The sequence below is a fragment of the Sporosarcina sp. FA9 genome (genome assembly GCF_051550205.1).
Lineage (GTDB): Bacteria > Bacillota > Bacilli > Bacillales_A > Planococcaceae > Sporosarcina.
This window is the reverse complement of record NZ_CP188819.1, coordinates 1689458-1704622: the sequence shown is the minus strand read 5'-3', so window position 1 is coordinate 1704622 and position 15165 is coordinate 1689458. Positions and strand designations below refer to the sequence as shown.

Annotated in this window: 17 protein-coding genes; 1 reads left to right on the top strand and 16 read right to left on the bottom strand. The window is 37.4% G+C overall.

Annotated features, from left to right (window positions below; genetic code table 11):
* Nucleotides 1-13: 13 nt before the first annotated feature.
* The 9 genes from ACP8HH_RS08325 to ACP8HH_RS08285 all read right to left on the bottom strand — a co-directional run bounded on the left by ACP8HH_RS08325 (nucleotide 14) and on the right by ACP8HH_RS08285 (nucleotide 9458).
* Nucleotides 14-496: a cell wall elongation regulator TseB-like domain-containing protein gene (locus ACP8HH_RS08325; RefSeq protein ID WP_438318507.1), complete on the bottom strand. Its 483-nt coding sequence runs from the start codon at nucleotides 494-496 to the stop codon at nucleotides 14-16.
* A 67-nt stretch (nucleotides 497-563) separates the two neighbouring features.
* The gene (dinG, locus tag ACP8HH_RS08320) at nucleotides 564-3344 is read right to left on the bottom strand and encodes an ATP-dependent DNA helicase DinG (RefSeq protein WP_438318504.1); all 2781 of its coding nucleotides are present in this window, start codon (nucleotides 3342-3344) and stop codon (nucleotides 564-566) included.
* A 167-nt stretch (nucleotides 3345-3511) separates the two neighbouring features.
* Nucleotides 3512-3895, bottom strand: coding sequence for an aspartate 1-decarboxylase (gene panD, locus ACP8HH_RS08315; RefSeq protein ID WP_438318501.1), 384 nt, complete (start codon nucleotides 3893-3895; stop codon nucleotides 3512-3514).
* Nucleotide 3896: 1 nt separating this feature from the next.
* Complete coding sequence (gene panC, locus ACP8HH_RS08310; protein ID WP_438318498.1) at nucleotides 3897-4748, bottom strand: pantoate--beta-alanine ligase; 852 nt, start codon at nucleotides 4746-4748, stop codon at nucleotides 3897-3899.
* Nucleotides 4749-5004: 256 nt separating this feature from the next.
* On the bottom strand, nucleotides 5005-5988 hold the full coding sequence (locus tag ACP8HH_RS08305) for a biotin--[acetyl-CoA-carboxylase] ligase (protein ID WP_438318495.1): 984 nt from the start codon (nucleotides 5986-5988) through the stop codon (nucleotides 5005-5007).
* Nucleotides 5966-7156: a CCA tRNA nucleotidyltransferase gene (locus ACP8HH_RS08300; RefSeq protein WP_438318492.1), complete on the bottom strand. Its 1191-nt coding sequence runs from the start codon at nucleotides 7154-7156 to the stop codon at nucleotides 5966-5968. The genes ACP8HH_RS08305 and ACP8HH_RS08300 overlap by 23 nt, the downstream gene beginning before the upstream one ends.
* The gene (gene bshA, locus ACP8HH_RS08295; RefSeq protein ID WP_438318490.1) at nucleotides 7153-8286 is read right to left on the bottom strand and encodes an N-acetyl-alpha-D-glucosaminyl L-malate synthase BshA; all 1134 of its coding nucleotides are present in this window, start codon (nucleotides 8284-8286) and stop codon (nucleotides 7153-7155) included. Before bshA ends, ACP8HH_RS08300 begins: the two co-directional genes overlap by 4 nt.
* 54 nt (nucleotides 8287-8340) lie before the next feature.
* Nucleotides 8341-9141 carry a 4-hydroxy-tetrahydrodipicolinate reductase gene (dapB, locus tag ACP8HH_RS08290; protein WP_438318487.1) on the bottom strand — a complete coding sequence of 267 codons (801 nt, stop codon included), beginning with the start codon at nucleotides 9139-9141 and terminating at the stop codon, nucleotides 8341-8343.
* Nucleotides 9138-9458 carry a nucleotide pyrophosphohydrolase gene (locus ACP8HH_RS08285; RefSeq protein WP_438319080.1) on the bottom strand — a complete coding sequence of 107 codons (321 nt, stop codon included), beginning with the start codon at nucleotides 9456-9458 and terminating at the stop codon, nucleotides 9138-9140. The genes dapB and ACP8HH_RS08285 overlap by 4 nt, the downstream gene beginning before the upstream one ends.
* 126 nt (nucleotides 9459-9584) lie before the next feature.
* Between ACP8HH_RS08285 and ACP8HH_RS08280 the strand changes: the two genes are divergently transcribed.
* Nucleotides 9585-10454, top strand: coding sequence for a YitT family protein (locus tag ACP8HH_RS08280; protein ID WP_438318485.1), 870 nt, complete (start codon nucleotides 9585-9587; stop codon nucleotides 10452-10454).
* 65 nt (nucleotides 10455-10519) lie between these two features.
* Here ACP8HH_RS08280 and ACP8HH_RS08275 read toward each other — a convergent pair whose 3' ends face one another.
* The 7 genes from ACP8HH_RS08275 to ACP8HH_RS08245 all read right to left on the bottom strand — a co-directional run bounded on the left by ACP8HH_RS08275 (nucleotide 10520) and on the right by ACP8HH_RS08245 (nucleotide 15165).
* Nucleotides 10520-11188, bottom strand: a complete 669-nt coding sequence (locus ACP8HH_RS08275) for a zinc metallopeptidase (RefSeq protein WP_438318482.1) — start codon at nucleotides 11186-11188, stop codon at nucleotides 10520-10522.
* Nucleotides 11189-11258: 70 nt separating this feature from the next.
* Nucleotides 11259-11858 carry a DUF1405 domain-containing protein gene (locus ACP8HH_RS08270; RefSeq protein WP_438318479.1) on the bottom strand — a complete coding sequence of 200 codons (600 nt, stop codon included), beginning with the start codon at nucleotides 11856-11858 and terminating at the stop codon, nucleotides 11259-11261.
* A 79-nt stretch (nucleotides 11859-11937) separates the two neighbouring features.
* Nucleotides 11938-12711, bottom strand: coding sequence for a c-type cytochrome (locus tag ACP8HH_RS08265; RefSeq protein WP_438318476.1), 774 nt, complete (start codon nucleotides 12709-12711; stop codon nucleotides 11938-11940).
* Nucleotides 12712-12752: 41 nt separating this feature from the next.
* A complete protein-coding gene (qcrB, locus tag ACP8HH_RS08260) occupies nucleotides 12753-13427 on the bottom strand; it encodes a menaquinol-cytochrome c reductase cytochrome b subunit (RefSeq protein WP_438318473.1) in 675 nt (224 codons plus the stop codon).
* 23 nt (nucleotides 13428-13450) lie between these two features.
* The gene (locus ACP8HH_RS08255) at nucleotides 13451-13957 is read right to left on the bottom strand and encodes a ubiquinol-cytochrome c reductase iron-sulfur subunit (protein ID WP_438318470.1); all 507 of its coding nucleotides are present in this window, start codon (nucleotides 13955-13957) and stop codon (nucleotides 13451-13453) included.
* A 152-nt stretch (nucleotides 13958-14109) separates the two neighbouring features.
* On the bottom strand, nucleotides 14110-14559 hold the full coding sequence (locus ACP8HH_RS08250) for a YpiF family protein (protein ID WP_438318467.1): 450 nt from the start codon (nucleotides 14557-14559) through the stop codon (nucleotides 14110-14112).
* Between the two features lie 54 nt (nucleotides 14560-14613).
* Complete coding sequence (locus ACP8HH_RS08245; RefSeq protein WP_438318464.1) at nucleotides 14614-15165, bottom strand: ReoY family proteolytic degradation factor; 552 nt, start codon at nucleotides 15163-15165, stop codon at nucleotides 14614-14616.

Below are 15165 nucleotides of genomic sequence, written 5' to 3'. Positions count from 1 at the left end.
AAATATTCACTCCTCATAAATTCAATATTCTTTTCCACCATTGTCCATCTTCAAATAAAACATAGACATAACCAAGCTTGTCATTTTCATTTTTAAAAGCTACTTCCCAAACAGGTCCTACTTCTTCCATCCCTAACTTGACATGAAGCATTTTTTTTATTTCAAGTTCTTTAGAAACCATCTCAATTGCAATATCCGCTGAAATTCCATCGGCTAAATTAACTTCTTTATAAGAAGCATCTTTTCTGTTCGCATCAATAAAAACAGCTTTACGTTCGCCTTTCGAATCCAAGCCGAAAACAGTAACAAACGTTTGAATACCGTTATATGGCTGTGCATATTCGACTTCCACGATTTGTTTAGATCGAATTGCATTTTCAATTGCTGTTGTTTTCACTGAAGCGATGGGTTTATAAGCACTAATAAAGATGGTAACGACAATGACGGATGTTAATGCCAAAAGAAAGACAGTAAAAAATTTAATCCAATTAAGCATAAGCAGTCACATCCCGTAATTTAAATCAAGCATTTCTAGTAAACCATCCTAAAGCATACCTTCTTAGTCACTCCACTTTATTATAACAATCTTCGAGTTCTTTCACCATTACTTGAAGCGATACTTTTTTTACAGGCACATCAGGAAGTGACTCAATAAATTGATGTCCATATGATTTCGTTTCAATTCGTCTATCTAATATTATAAAAAAACCTTTATCCGCAGATGATCTTATAAGCCTTCCAAATCCTTGCCTGAGTCGCATTACTGCTTCTGGTAAGGCAAATTCTGCAAAAGAATTCATTCCTTGTTCTGACAACTTTGCTGCCTTTGCTTTGAATACTGGGTTATCTGGTGATGAAAACGGCAAGCGAACGACGATTATTGCCGTTAGCGCATCTCCGGGCACATCAACGCCTTCCCAAAAACTATTCGTTCCAAAGAGAACGGAATTATTGAATTGACGGAATGATTTCAGCAACTTCATACGACTTCCCGAAGTAATTCCTTGTGCAAAAAGAGCATAATCATTTAATTGCTCACTTTCGACAATTAGGTCATGTGTCTTTCTAAGCATATCAAGAGATGTAAATAAGATGAATAATCTTCCACCAGTAGCCATTGTCGTTTGAATAACGGCATCAGCAACAGCTTCCACATAATCGCTTTGTGAAACTTCTTGAATACCAGGCATATCATCAACGATATATATTTCGGCACCTTCGTAAAAATGGTCAGGCGCATCAAAAGTTAAAAGGGGGACCTGTGAATCGATTCCAAGTTGATTCGGAATAAATCGTGCATTCCCTTTAATTGACACAGTTCCAGAGGTCCAAACAATTCCTGTTTGTTCATCTTTCATCCTGTCGATAAATTTCTTAACTATCGAGGATCCATCTAAAGGGTATTTACTAACCGTTAAACTACCCGGTAGGCTACGCTTATCTTTTTCGACCCAGACAATGTAGTTTTCTGGGTCACCCTCAAGAAAAATCTCTACCCATTCCCCTGATTTAATTGTAATTTCTCGTATCCAATACATCCACTCTGATAATAAAGCTTGTTCATTTTGGGTCATATTGTCTTGATGTATTAATAAACTATTCGTTAATGCGTTTGCATTGTCGACATAATCTGACATAGCGCTTGCCACATTTGCAAAGTAGGATTGCATTGATTTTATACCTGAGAGCGAATACACAATGCGATTATCACGTTTTCTTTCTTTCGTTGGTAAGTTATAAAAAGCCATTACACCAACGGCTTCATCAAAAATTTCTGTGAATAATGCAAAAGTAGCATCCAAGCGACGCTTAATATGCGTTGATGTCGAACTGAATCGATGATTTAGAGCATCTATTTGTTGCAATAATTGTCCCTCTGCATCTGAACCAATTTGCCCCATTGTATACTTCCAATTTGTAAATGAAAAAACTTTTTCATTCAAGCGCGTTGCTACATTGGTTAGTTGATGGACTTCATCAACGACTAAGCCTCCGAGAGAAGTGAACAGCTTTTGTTCTCGATTTAAGTCGGCGAGAAGCATCGAATGATTCGTAATTATTAAGTTCGAATGAATGCTCTTTCGCATTAAAATACTATGATAGTCCGCCTTTTGTTCATCAGCTGGAATTGTACCAGATCTTTTACGAATCCTGTCGACAAATAATTGACCGCCACCTGAGACATTAAGTTCCTCTAGGTCGCCCGTTTCGGTCTCAGTTAGCCAGATTAATATTTGCATTATCGTCAATGTCTCATCATAAGACTCATCAGCAATTCTAAGCAGTTCCTCCAATTTACCAAGAGAGATGTACTGCTCCATTCCTTTTAAGACAACTGCATGAATTTCAGTACCAAGAATCAAACTCAATCGATCAAGCTCATCACCTTTAATTTTGTCAACTAGATGATTCGTAAATGTGCTAATGACCACAGGTTTTCCTGTTTCTATTGAACGTATTGCTGCCGGCAATAAATAAGCCATCGTTTTACCAATTCCAGTCGGGACTTCCACGACAACTTCTGATTGCTCTTCAAAAGTTGCCCAAACTGTATCCATAAATCTAAATTGCGGTTCTCTACGTTCAAATTCGGAGTATCCTTTTTCTAAAAGAACAGCTTTAATATCATCCGCAAGAGGATAATCCAAAGTTTCGGAGTTACGACTATTCGAAACCTTAATTTGACGATATGGGATACCCCTAAAACTAGAAATGAGAATGGGACGATTTCTTCGTGATTGTTTTAAAGCTTCATGAAAAAGCGTTGATAAATCTGATTTTAGTTGGAATGACCGACGATGCAGAAGATTAAGTGTATCTTCTGGTAACTTTTCTAACTTATTATTGCAAGCTAGAAAAAGATGAGCTGTCGCCTCCGCATCATCATCAGCCCTATGTGCAGCCGCAAGTGGAATACCTAACTCTTCTGCTATATCTTGTAATCTGTAACTTGATGCAGTGGGGAATAGTACTTTCGAAAGTTCTACAGTATCCATTTTTCGACCTAGCCATTCTGTAATCCCACATCTTTTAAATTCGGATTGCAAAAAAGACAAATCAAAATCAGTATTATGTGCAACAAAAATCGTTCCCTCAAGTAGTTTTGCTACCTCGGCTGCAATTTCATCAAAGTATGGTGCATCTTTCACATCTTCATCTGAGATATTCGTCAACTGACGGATAAATGCAGGTATTTTTTGACCTGGATTAACAAATCGGACGTACTTTTCACCAATTTCTTTGTTGTTAATAAACACAATCGCGATTTGAATAATCCGATCTCCTTTTATCGAAGAATGCCCTGTCGTTTCAAGATCGACAACCGCATACGTTTTCGTATCCATTCAATCAACAACTTCCTGTTATAAATGCTGTTTAAATTATAACACATTTTACTCCGTTTAAGCCCCAATTGAATCCTGTTTATAGATGTAAGTTGCATCTAATTGTTTTTAAAAATGGATGTTGAAATCTGATTATTTTCAGACTTCAACATCCATTTACCAAGTATTTAAATGACGGTTGTGAAAGGTGTTTCAACAATCGTTTGCAAAACTTTATTGTACTCATCCATAATTAAAACGGCTGGTTCATGTATATGTGCTTCTTCGTTCGTCATGTAAACATAGGAAAGGATAATAACAATATCCCCTTTTTGAACGAGTCTCGCCGCAGCACCATTTACACATATAACTCCACTTCCACGTTCCCCTGCAATAATATACGTTTCAAAGCGTTCCCCGTTGTTATTGTTTACAACATGTACTTTTTCATTAGGAAGCATTCCTGCAGCATCTAGCAAGTCACTGTCAATCGTAATACTACCTATGTAGTTTAAATCGGCCTCAGTTACAGTTGCGCGGTGTAATTTACTATTCATCATCATTCTTAACACTTTACTCATCCTTTGTAGAAAAAATAATATTATCGATTAATCGGGTATTTTCAAATTTCACTGCACATGCAAGAATCGCTTCTTTAGTTTCCTCATTAAATTCCTGTAATGTTGGATAGGACAATAACGACACATAGTCAATACTGCCTGAACTATTGGAAACAATGTGTCGTATTACTTCAATCTCAATCTCTTTAACAGGAAGCCCTATTTTAAATAATTCCAGACCTTTTTGAAGAGCTTTTTGAATTTCTGGTGCTTGAAGACGCTCAGACTCAGATAAATTCACATTTCTCGAGCTCTTCGCGAGACCATCTTTTTCACGGACCGTTGCAACGCGGACCAATTCGGTTCGTAAATTAAAATCTCTAATAAAGTTCTCAATAATTGCGAATTGTTGTGCGTCCTTCATTCCAAAATAGGAGCGGTCTGGATCAACAATATTAAATAACTTCAAGACGACTTTTAGAACACCATCAAAATGTTCCGGTCTTGATGCCCCGCAAAGTTTTGTTGCCTGGGGTCCTGGTAAAATACGTATCCCCCCATTTGTTGGATACATTTCCACTGTTTCAGGAACAAATAGTATGTCTACACCCGCATTACTTGCGAGCTCCATATCTCTTTTCGTATTACGTGGATAGGCTTCAAAATCCTCTCCGGGACCAAATTGCGCTGGATTGACAAAAATGCTCATAACGACAATATCAGTTTCTTGTTTTGCTTTTTCTACAAGTGCAAGATGCCCTTCATGCAAGAATCCCATCGTAGGAACAAAACCAATTGTTTTGCTAGCTTTCTTAATTTGGTTTAATGATTGGTGCAACGTTTGTATTGTATAGATTGTTTTCATATTCATCCCCCGCAAACCTATTTGGTAAGACTCTCTTCTTTAAAAACTCAATATTAAAACCCTTCTATCCCGAAAAATGGACAGAAGGGTTGCGTAATCATCATTTGATGGTTTCCTCCGTCCCTGTCTTTTGCTTAAGATCAAGGCAGATCAATTTATTATTTAGTTCATGATAAATATAATTCTCTAGTGTAGTTCATAATTGATACTACCCAGTAAATCTACTATAACAAGTTGTCCAACAAATGTATAATAATTATTTCTGAATTTCAATATCTGCAGAATAAATGCCGCGAACCGTGCCATCGTCTAACTTAATTTTCAATAAGCCTTCATCAGAAATACCAATTGCAGTTCCATCAAGTACTTCATTTAGCATTATCGCACGTATTCGTTTTCCTGCAGTGTTAGAATAGCCTTCCCAAAGTAACTTAATGGGAGCAAATCCGTGCGTTTCGTAGATTTTCGTATAATGTTCTAAGAACTCCAGCACTTTAGCAATTAATTTTGCACGGTTCACTTCACTGCCTAGTGCAATTTTTAACGATGTTGCAATTGTCGATAATTCAACCGGAAAATCATCTGGCGACTGATTTACATTTATGCCGATACCAAGAATAATTGCCTTTACACGATCAGGATCTGCTTGAAGCTCCGTTAAAATACCCGTTACTTTTTTTCCGTTAATAAGAATATCGTTGGGCCATTTGATATCTGGATGAATGCCGGTAATTTCCTCAATCGCACGAGTTACTGCAACTGCGGCCACTAAGGTCATTTGCGGTGCTTGATGGGGTGCTAAATTTGGTCGTACAATAAGACTCATCCAAATACCTTTACCGAATGCGGAATTCCATGGCCGAGACATTCTTCCTTTTCCCAACGTCTGCTCCTCGGAAATTATAAGTGTTCCATCTTGGGCATTATTCTGAGCCTCGTCATGAGCAATAAACTGAGTCGATTCAAGCGTTTCATAATAGTGAATCGTTTCACCATAAGTTTGTGTATTCAAGTACTTTTTAATATTTGCAGCATTCACTTTATCCGGTACCGTTATTAAAAAATACCCTTTTTTCCGAACCGTACCAATTTCATAACCGTTTAGTTCTAGTTCTTTTACGTACTTCCAAATAGCAGTTCTAGATAATCCAAATTGATCAGCGATTTCTTGCCCCGAAACAGGTTGACCATTTGCTTCAAATAATCGTTTTAACAACTCATCTTTTGCTGTAAAATTCATTAATAAACCATTCCTTTATAGAACTTATTTCATTTTGACAATCACCGTACAAGACCGCCTTCTCAATTTTCCCAATCCATTCACCAGTCCATCGTCCGCCCGAAAGGCCCGTCCAATCCAGTAAATCTTTACCGTCAACGGAGACGTCCGCAATCGAATGTATTCGTAATAGGCTTTTATTCATTTCAATAGCTTCATCAGAGATAGCGATTTCATCTTTGTAAAAGGAATTGTAAATTCTTTCTGCCATTTTTAAGACATCTATGTCAAACAAATAATAATCTTCGATTGTAAATACGTTACTCACTCTTCTAACATATACTTCTTGAACAGAACTGATGTATTTTCTTTCTTGATTGGATAATTTATATGCTTTTACTATGTTTGTCGTAGAAAATCCACCGGCAATCGCAAAATAGGCCCAACCTTCTTCAGGATTTTTAAAAGGAAGAATTTCTATGAGTGCCGTGTTGTCTTTTGGGTAAAGTGGTAAATATAAATGCAATGATGATTTCTCAATGTAATTGAAAGCCTTCATGGGGTTTATACCCATAAAAAGTTTGTCGAATTCTATTTTCAAACGTTCAATCGAAACATGGCTTAATTGTGCCCTACCGCCCATAATCGCTTGAAATGTTTTCTCTTCAATTGAAAAGTTTAAAGTTGATGAGAATCGAATTGCACGCATCATGCGAAGAGCATCTTCTTTGAAACGTTCCACAGGATCGCCAGCCGCACGTATAAGATTCTTTTCCATATCCAATCTTCCATTGAATGGGTCGAGTAGTTTTCCATCCTTAGTCATCGCAAGTGCATTAATTGTAAAATCTCGGCGCATTAAATCTTCGGTAAGCGATTTTACAAACTTAACTGCATCTGGACGACGATGATCCGTATATTTGCCATCTGTTCTGAAAGTTGTTACTTCAACTTGCTCACCTTTAAGAACAACTAGAACCGTACCATGTTCTATTCCGACGTCAAAAGTATGCGGGAAAACCTTTTTCACTTCTTCAGGTTCAGCAGAAGTCGCAATATCGATATCGGTTGCTTCCCTATTTAACAAATAGTCCCGAACTGCACCACCGACAAATACAGCCTCATGACCCGCTTTTTCAAGCCGACATAGGACGCCATAACCGGGTTCTCTTTTGTAAAATAGTGTCATTTTTCTCCCACCACTTCATAATATAAACGTTCATATTGTTCCACAATTTTGGAGGATGGAAACTTCACTTTTGCTGTCAGAAATCCATTTTCTCTAAAAGTTGCATGTAATTCTTCATCTTGAAGTAATAGTAATACTTTCTCTACAGCTTTATTCACATCTCCATAAGGAACGAGAAAGCCGTTTACGCCGTCCTCAATCACTTCTGGTATTCCTCCTACTTTTGTAGCAACAGACGGTACACCACAAGCAAGAGCCTCTAATAAAACTAAACCAAACGCCTCTTTTTTGGATAAATGAAACATCACGTCAGAAATTGCAAGAAGCTCTGGTAAATCATCTCGCTTTCCAAGAAATAAAACTCTTTCCTGAAGGCGATTTTCCAAAACCAGTCGTTCAATCTCTTCTTTTTCTTCACCTTCACCTACAAGAATAAGCTTCGAATCCACTACTTTGCTAATATCTTTAAAACTATGAATAATATCCGGTATATTTTTAACATCTCTAAAATTTGAAATATGAATAATCACTTTCTCATGTGGTTTAATACCAAGATCCTTTTTTAAATTTCCTGGATAAACCGGTATGTATTTCTTTTCATCAATAAAATTATAAATTGTTCGAACCTCTTTATCTGGATTAATGATTTTATTCGTTTCAATTCTCAGTGATTCAGATACAGCTGTTGTAATTGTGGATTTGTTGATGCCGTAGCGGACAGTGTTTTTCAACCCGGGATCGTGTCCTAGAATCGTTACATCTGTTCCATGCAAAGTTGTAATAACACCTATATCTGAATTTGCCATATCTTTTCCGAGTGCTGCGGATACTGCATGTGGCACAGCATAATGAACATGCAACAAATCAAGGTTTTCAGATTGTATTACTTGGGCAATTCGATTGGCAAGCGCGATATCATAAGGCGGATATTTAAATACAGCATAACCTTCTATCGTAACTTCATGAAAATATATATTTTCATGCTCTTCAATAAATCGAAACGGCATTCCTGAAGTAATAAAGTGCATCTCATGTCCTTTATTTGCCATCATAATAGCAAGTTCTGTCGCCACGACTCCAGATCCCCCGAGAGAAGGATAACATATAACGCCAATCTTAAGTTTTTTCACGTTGAACAATCCTTCCGAATAAATCTGAAATGTTAGTCCCTTCAATCAGCAGATTTATTCTATGATATTTTCTAGTCCATACACAAGATCATCCCTAACGATTACACTACGTATGGACATTAGTATGCCTGGCATAAAGCAGCTACGGTCAAACGAGTCATGACGAATCGTGAGCATCTCACCTTCGCCGCCAAGAAGTACTTCTTGATGAGCAAGAAACCCTGGAAGTCGAACACTATGTATTTTCACACCATCCACATCTGCCCCACGAGCACCTAGAATTAGTTCTTTTTCATCGGGATGCCCTTGTTTATGCGGTTCTCTAACTTTCATAATCATTTCAGCCGTTTTTAAAGCTGTTCCTGATGGTGCATCCACTTTATGATTGTGATGCAATTCAATAATTTCAATATCACCAAGATAACGTGCAGCCATAGCAGAAAACTTCATCATTAGAACAGCACCAATTGAAAAGTTGGGTGCTATAATTCCACCTATACCTTTATTTGTCGCTAGTTCTGATAATGTTTTAATATTTTCATCTGACAAACCTGACGTACCAACAACAGGTCTAATTCCTATCGTAATCGCCTCATGGACAGTCTTAAAAACAGAATCAGGTTCAGTTAAATCAAGGAGTACGTCCGGCTTTATCGATCGATTCATAGATGAAATGGATGTGAAAATAGGTACTCCATTGGAATCACCATTGATTTTTGTACCGCTTAAATACTTTCCATCGTTTTTATAATCCAAAATTGCAACGAGTTTCATATCATTTTCTTCTTGAATTGCCTTTACAGCCGCAGTGCCCATTCGACCTCTTGCACCGGCAATTGCTACTTTAATAATCATTTTATATTCTCCTTTTTCGTCCATCGATTTGCATCACGATTTTTATATTTATTAAGGACTGTTGTTAAAGCGTTTTCCAAGCTGATTCCCTGTGAGTTTGCAAAACAAATAAGGACAAAAAACAGATCGCCTGTCTCTTCTTCAAGCGAACGAATTGCCTCCTCAGGTTTTTTCCGTTTCACACCATATACATGTTGAACTTCCCGAGACAATTCCCCTAGTTCTTCCGCTAATCTCGCAAGTAATTCCATGGGTGGAAAATAACCTTCTTCAAAGCCATTTATGTATTCATCAATTTCATTTTGCATTTTTGTCATTGTCTTTTCTGTCTTCAATTGAAACACTTCCTTCATCTTATCGTATAAAACCAAGATAACCATTGTTAAAAATAAAATAATAGCCGATAATGGAACTATTCATTGTTTTAGAAAGGTGTGCACTTGATGTTTGAAGGAATTAGATTTAAAAATATTTTTTTCATTTTACTTGGTTCCGCTATATTCAGTTTTGGTTTAGTTCACTTTAACATTCAAAATGAACTTGCTGAAGGAGGATTTACAGGAATCACCCTTATTCTATTCTTTGCATTTAAATGGAACCCCGCACTTATGAACTTAATTTTAAATATTCCAATGTTCATTATTGGCTGGAAGCTGTTAGGAAAACGAGTGTTTATCTATACAGTAATTGGTACTGTTGCTGTTTCAGTTTTTCTTGAACTATTCATGAAATATGAAATTGATATCCATTTGAAAGACGATATGTTCCTAGTCGCATTGTTTGCTGGAGTATTCATTGGTGTAGGTCTTGGAATCATTTTCAAATTCGGTGGTACAACAGGTGGCGTCGACATTATTGCTCGCCTAGTCAACCAATACATTGGTTGGAGTATGGGAAAAACGATGTTTCTTTTTGATGCAGTTGTCATTCTTATTTCTTGGGCAGTCTATCTCAACCATCGTTCCATGATGTATACACTTGTAGCACTTTTTGTTAGTGCACGAGTTATCGACTTTGTTCAACAAGGTGCATATGCCGGAAGAGCTGCATTTATCATCTCACCAAAGCAAGATGAAATAGCTACAAAAATCACGGTGACTATGGACCGAGGTGTGACTGTCTTTAAAGGACATGGCCATTTTACAAAAGCGAATCAAGAAATACTTTATTGCGTTGTCGGTAAAAACGAAATTGTTAGACTCAAAAGTATCATTACATCTATTGACCCACATGCATTTGTTTCTTTGACAGAAGTCCATGATGTAATGGGTGAAGGATTTACGTTAGACAATCAAAAACAACCTATTGAATAAGTAGTTTCATTATACAATTAAAAAGCCTGCCCAACAAAGGGACAGGCTTTTTATGTCTTATAAATTTAATCTCTACTTGTGAATATAAGGACCAAACGAAGTAATTCAAGTACCGCTACCGCTGCCGCTGCAACATAAGTCATGGCTGCTGCACTTAAAACTTTCTTCGCATCCTTTTCTTCCTCATTTTTAATAATACCAAGTGTAACTATTTGGTTCATCGCTCTACTCGATGCATTAAACTCAACAGGCAATGTTACAACTTGGAAAACAACTCCTACTGCTAACAGAGCGATTCCGATTCCAAGCAATGAATTCATGCTTGAAAAAATAATACCAATCATTATAAATATCCATGATGCTTTAGAAGTAATATTTGCAACAGGCACAAGACGATGACGAATTCGAAGTGCTGCATATGCTTCTTTGTCTTGAATTGCATGCCCTACCTCATGCGCCGCTATCGCAGTACCCGCTACTGAGGCATCACGATAATTATTTGGTGAAAGTGCTACAATTTTTGTAATTGGGTTGTAATGATCACTTAGAAAACCTTTTGATTCAACTACTTTTACGTTTTGTAAACCATTCTGATCCAGTATAAGTCGAGCAACTTCTGCCCCGTTCATTCCTGATGTGGAACGTATTTTTGAATATTTATTGTACGTAATTTTAAGTTTGAAATGAGCGTAAATTGGTAACAAAATTATGAGCCCAATATAAAGAAAAATCATTGTTATTTCCCCTCCATTTATCTCTATCCCTATTTTATTATGCCTGCATCTATTTCGCAACTATTTACGATTATTGGATAGAACTTGAGATTCTTTTTTTCCACACATAATATGCAAGTGTGATGCAAGCTATTGAAAGCCAAAAAGTAAAGTATCCAATCTTATCCATGTAAACCATCAAGTTGCTGTATATAGGCATTTGGCCAAACACGTAATCGATAATATCATTATGAACCGTCCAGATGGCTGCAATTGCAATATGAACAAAAGTAAAGCGGTAAAAAGGTATATAAAGAATTGCTTGAACCGCCATTGCAAAGTGAGATCCAATGAGCATCCAACCTACCCATCCGATTGAACCGGATTCGATTAGCGTAAGTAGGTTCATCACAACCGCCCACAAACCATATTTTACAAGCGTAATCAACGCAAGCGCTTCAATTAATTTGAAATTCCGATTAATTAGCCATCCAATGATTGCCAAAGTGAAAAACAAACTCGCTGTTGGGCTGTCAGGTACGAATATCCAAAACTTCGGTTCCGTATCAACAAGTTGCCACATATACCAGTCGTATCCATATACTGTTCCAAGTAAGTTTACAAACAATAATATCCATAGAAATGATTTATGTGATAAAACCAACCAAATATGATCTCTTATATTATTCATAAACACCTCTCCAACCAATCAATTTACTATGTAAAAAAGAGAGTCAGTTTCCCGACTCTCTTCTTGTTCCAATAAATCTTTATTCTTTATTTAAACTTTCGATAAACTCTGACAGAACTTGCAGTTCTTCATCAGTACCATCCCAAAGACCGGCAGCCATCTTACCGTTTTCGGAACCATTCACCGCGATATCTGCAATCTGTTCAACAGTCAAACCTGTATTCACTAGCGGGAGACCAAGACCACCCTCGAATGAATTCCCGTGACATGTAATACAAGATGCCCCAGAGTAGATTTCATAGCCTTCAGATTCCATATCGAATTCAACTTCTTCTCTAATTGCACCTTGAGTTTTTGCTGCTTCCCAATCATGGTTTTCAACCGATTCCCATGTAAGGTAAAACAATGCTGCAAAAGCAAGAAGCATAAATGCTGTTGGTAGTGGTCTTTTGAATGGACGTCGTTCTTTTGATGTGTCCATAAATGGAACAAGCATCAATGCGCCAATCGCAATACCTGGCATTACAAGTGCACCGACAATATTGAATGGACCGGATGCAAATTGATATTTTAATAACTGGTACATGGAAAGGAAATACCAATCCGGTACCGGAATATACATAGTATCCGTTGGGTCCGCTTCACGTTCAAGCGGAGACGGATGTGCGACTGTAACTATTAAATAACCTATTAGGAATATGGAACCAATCATCCATTCTTTCAGTAGAAAGTTTGGCCAAAAAGCTTCCGTCTTACCAGGATATTCTGAGTAGTCTTTTGGGACGTTCGGCATTTTACCACTAGCCTTAATGCGCGAATCTCCGACAAACTTCATCCCTTTTCCGCGTTGCATACTGTCCCCTCCTTTTCAAAATCTTTGTAAATGAATATTTTTTATAGTGGTCCAGATATACCTTGTCTTCTAATAAATACAAAGTGTGCTGCAAGCAACCCAAGCAAAGCAGCTGGTAAAAAGAAGACGTGTATTGCGAAAAAGCGTGTCAAAGTCTGAGCACCAAGAATTTCCGCATCTCCTGCGAGGAGAATCTTAATCCATTCACCGATAAACGGAACAGATGCCGCAATTTCAATTCCTACTTTTGTAGCAAACACTGCTTTCATATCCCAAGGCAGTAAATACCCAGTAAAACCTAATCCAAGCATGGTAACAAAAATCAGTACACCAATAACCCAGTTCAGTTCACGTGGTTTCTTATAAGAGCCCGTAAAGAAAACACGCAGTGTATGTAGGAACATCATAACAATAACTAGTGAAGCTCCCCAGTGATGCATCCCGCGCACAATCTCACCGAATGCTACTTCATTTTGAAGGTAGTAAACGGACTTCCATGCATTTTCAATATCCGGCGTGTAATACATTGTGAGGAACATACCGGAAAGAATTTGAATGACAGTAACAAAAAATGTTAGTCCTCCGAAACAATAAATGAATGCAGAAAAGTGATGTGCTGGGTTTACGTGCTCAGGTACTTCATGGTCAGCAATATCGCGCCATATCGGGGTGATATCCAACCGTTCGTCAACCCAATCGTATATTCTATTTAGCACTTCGGTCGTACCCCCTTACAATATTAAACTAATGTGTTCGCCTTAGTCGTTCCAAGATATACTAATCCGTTCTCCAATTTAACTTCATACTCGTCTAGTGGTCCAATCGGTGGTGTTCCTTTTACGTTATCTCCATTTTTCATATAACGTCCTTGGTGGCATGGACAGAAAAATTGCTCTGGATGTTCTTTATCCCCACCCCAGTTTACTGTACAACCAAGATGTTTACATACAGGAGATAGTGCAACGACTGTATCACCATCTTTATACACCCAAGCCGTATTAGACACGTCTGATTTATACCAGCCATCTTTACGGTCTTTAATTGTGTAATCGACACGTACAGGTGTAGCTGTTAGCTCATCTACTTTTTGTGATGTCGGAATGTATGATCCGTCTTCGTCTTTTTGCAATACTGGATCGACTGCAAAACGAACCATAGGCATCAGCATTGCGGAAGCCATAAACCCGCCTGTACCCATCAGTGTATAACTTAGGAATTGGCGTCTTGACACTCGATTCTTACTCATCATTTCCCTCCTCTAACTTAAAGGTCAGTCCAACGGACAAATTTTTGCTAATAATAATACTAGGACATATCTATAATATATCAATCGATGAATAAATTCAATGATGCACACATTGTAATTTTTATTATGTGAACAAACATTGAAGTTTAAGTTTAACTTTCTGACCATTTCAATGTGAATTTCGGCAATACTTGTTTTAGCTGATCTTCAATTACAGATTGTTTTAATTGCTTGTCCATATTTTCAAGAGGAATTGGTGGTAACCAAATGACTTGTCCATCCATTTCAACTGTGTTCCAAGTAGGGTCTGTAGTTATATAAAATACATGTTTGAACTGCATTTTTTGTAAGTCCACTGATAGTACATTCCCCATTTCTACTAAATCAGTAGACTGTGTATAAGAAAATGGTGGAAGTAGCATAATTCGTCCTTTAAACTGTGCCTCAATGAATGATGTTAAATACATAAGAAATTCCGTAGATGATGAACTACTTTTCATCCTTTCGGGAATCGTTTCTAGTTTAAGTAACGGAACAATAAGTGTATCGATATATTCTTTCTGTTGAATATATGTATCCATGTCTTTTGCATTCCAATTCATTAACTTACCTCCTAAAAAAATCAGCGAAGTACTCCATCCCAAAGGATGGAGTACTTATTTCTTTTTCACTTTTGCATCGTTTAACAATGTTGAAAGTAAGAGGAATCGCTCTTCATCATTTGCATCAAGAGCTTCATCTACACCTCTTCTTAGTATTTCTTCATTCATAGAAGCGATGCTTTCTTCCAACAGCAGCTCTGCAATTTTACGATCATTTTCAGCAACTTGTAAATAGGTTGGGAGATATGGATTTTCCTCACGAACACTTGCGTATTGTGGGCATAAATGGTGATTTGGAAAATTAAGTTGAATATACATTTTTTCATCTGGATGAAGTCTTAAATCATGAAAGGATTTTTCGGCATCTGCGGTCATAAGATTCCCTTTGTAAAAACGGAAAGGAATGCTTTCGGAACCCATTGTCGACATAACCATTGCACGGGGACAGTAATGAGCTTCATCAGTAAAGTGCACATTTTTTAAAAGGTGATCATGGCTAAGAAGATAATTCAAAATCCAGACACATTCGCGGCGCTTCAATTTGTACCGCTTTAAGAACCAACGTACAAAATCTTTCTTCGCGGCGACAGGTATCATGGCCGTCAT

Coding starts and splice junctions, on each gene's coding strand:
- ACP8HH_RS08325 (WP_438318507.1), bottom strand. CDS start 496: ATGCTTAATTGGATTAAATTTTTTACTGTCTTTCTTTTGGCATTAACA.
- ACP8HH_RS08280 (WP_438318485.1), top strand. CDS start 9,585: ATGTTTGAAGGAATTAGATTTAAAAATATTTTTTTCATTTTACTTGGT.
- dinG (WP_438318504.1), bottom strand. CDS start 3,344: ATGGATACGAAAACGTATGCGGTTGTCGATCTTGAAACGACAGGGCAT.
- ACP8HH_RS08300 (WP_438318492.1), bottom strand. CDS start 7,156: ATGACACTATTTTACAAAAGAGAACCCGGTTATGGCGTCCTATGTCGG.
- ACP8HH_RS08270 (WP_438318479.1), bottom strand. CDS start 11,858: ATGAATAATATAAGAGATCATATTTGGTTGGTTTTATCACATAAATCA.
- ACP8HH_RS08285 (WP_438319080.1), bottom strand. CDS start 9,458: ATGACAAAAATGCAAAATGAAATTGATGAATACATAAATGGCTTTGAA.
- dapB (WP_438318487.1), bottom strand. CDS start 9,141: ATGATTATTAAAGTAGCAATTGCCGGTGCAAGAGGTCGAATGGGCACT.
- ACP8HH_RS08305 (WP_438318495.1), bottom strand. CDS start 5,988: ATGAATTTTACAGCAAAAGATGAGTTGTTAAAACGATTATTTGAAGCA.
- ACP8HH_RS08265 (WP_438318476.1), bottom strand. CDS start 12,711: ATGCAACGCGGAAAAGGGATGAAGTTTGTCGGAGATTCGCGCATTAAG.
- panC (WP_438318498.1), bottom strand. CDS start 4,748: ATGAAAACAATCTATACAATACAAACGTTGCACCAATCATTAAACCAA.
- ACP8HH_RS08255 (WP_438318470.1), bottom strand. CDS start 13,957: ATGAGTAAGAATCGAGTGTCAAGACGCCAATTCCTAAGTTATACACTG.
- ACP8HH_RS08245 (WP_438318464.1), bottom strand. CDS start 15,165: ATGACGGCCATGATACCTGTCGCCGCGAAGAAAGATTTTGTACGTTGG.
- ACP8HH_RS08250 (WP_438318467.1), bottom strand. CDS start 14,559: ATGAATTGGAATGCAAAAGACATGGATACATATATTCAACAGAAAGAA.
- ACP8HH_RS08275 (WP_438318482.1), bottom strand. CDS start 11,188: ATGATTTTTCTTTATATTGGGCTCATAATTTTGTTACCAATTTACGCT.